This window comes from Paenibacillus sp. P4_A9, assembly GCF_056402415.1.
This window is the reverse complement of record NZ_JBFUHL010000167.1, coordinates 1-2,827: the sequence shown is the minus strand read 5'-3', so window position 1 is coordinate 2,827 and position 2,827 is coordinate 1. Positions and strand designations below refer to the sequence as shown.

General features: G+C 42.6%; 2 protein-coding genes and 1 other annotated feature. Of the genes, one reads left to right on the top strand and one right to left on the bottom strand.

Going from position 1 to position 2,827, the window contains the following annotated elements:
• Positions 1-193 precede the first annotated feature (193 nt).
• Positions 194-413, top strand: a binding site (T-box leader).
• Between the two features lie 56 nt (positions 414-469).
• Positions 470-2,179, top strand: a complete 1,710-nt coding sequence (argS, locus tag AC1DVJ_RS30490) for an arginine--tRNA ligase (RefSeq protein ID WP_477596599.1) — start codon at positions 470-472, stop codon at positions 2,177-2,179.
• 76 nt (positions 2,180-2,255) lie between these two features.
• On the opposite strand, the gene AC1DVJ_RS30485 is transcribed toward argS, so the two are convergent.
• Positions 2,256-2,582, bottom strand: coding sequence for a hypothetical protein (locus tag AC1DVJ_RS30485; RefSeq protein WP_477596597.1), 327 nt, complete (start codon positions 2,580-2,582; stop codon positions 2,256-2,258).
• Positions 2,583-2,827 lie beyond the last annotated feature (245 nt).

The window sequence follows — 2,827 nt, the reverse complement described above, 5'->3', positions numbered from 1 at the left end:
TACGAGAACGATTGATTGAACGGATGGTCGAGGCAGGGGAGGAACCACCTACGATTACGCCAGCGGTAGCCATCGCGAGTGGTCAACGAATCGTTCACGGTCACGAGTGCATACTTTGAGCGCTGCCTAAGTAATTGAAATTTAGGCTTGACATTCCTCTGAATCCCAAGTAAGATATTGAAAAATTCAAATCGAAATATTGATGAATGGGACAGTAATTCCTAACAGACAGTCACAGCGAGCCGGGTCAGTGTAAGCCGGTACGGATGTTGCGAATGAAACGGACCCAGGAAATGGTTTGCCGAAATTAAGTAGGTAAATCCGGTCTGTCGACCGTTACGAAACAGAGGGGTTAAACCATAGGTTTAACACTTAGAGTGGTACCGCGGGAATTTTCAGCTCTCGTCTCTTTCATAGAGACGGGGGCTTTTTATATTTTCTAGACAAAGGATAGGAGTGGAAAAACATGATAAATTATAAACTTTATTTTGCTGGAAAAATCTCATTGTTACTCCCTGGTTTCGACGCACAGGTAATTGCTGCATGGATGGAATACCCGGTTGATCCGGAAAAAGGAGATCTATCTTTGCCCTGTTTTCGTCTGAGCAAAGTACTTAGCAAAGCGCCGCAAGTCATTGCTAATGAGTTGAGGGCGGCGCTTCAAGATGAAGAAATCGACTACATGGAAGCCGTATCGGGTTACCTGAACATTTTTCTCAAGAAGGATCAGTTTACGGAATCCCTTATAACGCAGATTATTCAAGCTGGAGAACAATTTGGATCCCGCAATCTGGGGCAGGGAAGAACGGTGGTTATCGACTTTTCTTCACCGAACATTGCAAAACCCTTTCATGTTGGCCATTTAAGATCCACGGTTATCGGGAATGCTTTATATCAAATCCATTCTTTCCTTGGCTACAGCTGTGTGGGGATTAATCATTTAGGGGATTGGGGAACGCAATTCGGGAAACTGATTGTTGCCTACCAACTATGGGGAAGTAAGGAGGCAGTAACCAATGGGGCTATCGATGAGCTTCTCCATCTTTATGTGAAATTCCATGAGGAAGCTGAGAAGGATCCTTCTTTAGAGGATCAAGCTCGTTCTTGGTTTACGAAAATGGAGCAAGGAGATCAAGAAGCACTTGCCTTGTGGCAGTGGTTTGTTGAAATCAGTATCGCAGAATTCCAGAAGATTTATAAGCTTTTAGGTGTACAATTCGATGAATATCAAGGTGAAAGCTTTTACAATGACCTGATGGCGCCCGTCATCCAAGCGTTGAAAGAAAGGCAGCTACTGGAAGAAGACGAGGGTGCCTGGTTAGTTCGTTTGGATGCATTCGGCATGGCGCCAGCCTTGATGTTGAAAAAGGATGGCAGCTCCTTGTATCATACGCGTGATCTAACAGCAGCGATATATAGAGCGAATAAGTATGATTTCGCCAAGTTGATTTATGTGACCGATTATGCTCAGAATCTTCATTTTCAGCAATGGTTTAAGGTTGTTGAATTAATGGGCTTTGAATGGGCAGCCAAGCTTGAACATGTCGCGTTTGGCCGTGTAAGCATAGAAGGGGGAAGCTTGTCGACACGTAAAGGCAACGTGATTAAACTGGAAAATGTGCTGGAGCAAGCCATCCAGAAAATTAAGGAAGTCATCGATGCAAGAAACCCTGGCTTGGCAAATAAAGAACAAGTTGCCGAACAAGTTGGGATTGGGGCTGTCATTTTTAACGATTTGAGTGCCAACCGAATCAAAGATATCCATTTTTCGTGGGAGGAAGCTCTTAATTTCGATGGTGAAACGGGGCCATACGTGCAGTACACATATGCAAGAACATGCAGTGTGTTGAAAAAAGCGCAACTGACACATGGTTATGCTATGCAAACATCGGAGATAGACGGCACACTTTTACAAGATAAAGAGGCTATAGTTGTTGTTAAAATGCTCTATTTATTTCCTGAACGAGTAGAACAGGCAATGGTGAAGCTGGAGCCTTCGATCGTATCGCGTTATCTGATTGATATCGCTCAGGCGTTCAACCGCTTTTATCACGCATGTTACATCCTTGTGGAGGATACGCACTTGCGTGAAGCAAGATTGGCTCTGGTAAGCTGTGTACAAATTACGTTGCAAAACGGCTTGAAGCTTATTGGTTTACAAGCACCTCATGAAATTTAATGTGTTTAATTATTAAAACAAACACCGCACCTGCGAAACAGGGCGGTGTATTTTTATGCATTGGAAACGAAACCAACTACTCTTGCTTCGTCTCTTTGGCTAGATTCTGCTTCAACGAAGATTTCTTCGTGGATAATTCTTTCGCGATATCCTTTTGCAAACGATCAATGGTCTTTATTTCTTCATTTAGCTTATTCACTCGTGACATTTTGCTGCTCAAATCACTGTGCGACTGGCTTAACTTCATATCTCGCCCAATCTGATTAATTTTCGCTTGGGCTCGTTCTTTCTTTTTCTTCTCGTTCACACTTTTGCTTTCAAGGTCAGCAATTTCTTTCTTTAACTGACTAACAATCGATTTAGTGAAACTAATAGCCATTTCAACACCCCGTATCCATTTCATGTAGCTGAGACCTCATTCTACTATAAATGGAGGCGTTAAGCGAGAAAAGCCCTTGTGATTTTAATTGAAAATTTCTATTTCCAGCCTTTAGCTGTTATGGTTTGCTTTTTGCGATTAAAAAGCCTTTTGAACAAGCTTACTTGCTTTTTACGCCTGAGAGTCAGTCGAACACCTTCGATAAGCAGCAGAGACCTTAATGAATCGCGACGATTAAGTGTATGTAATCTTTTAATAAACTGCTCGTC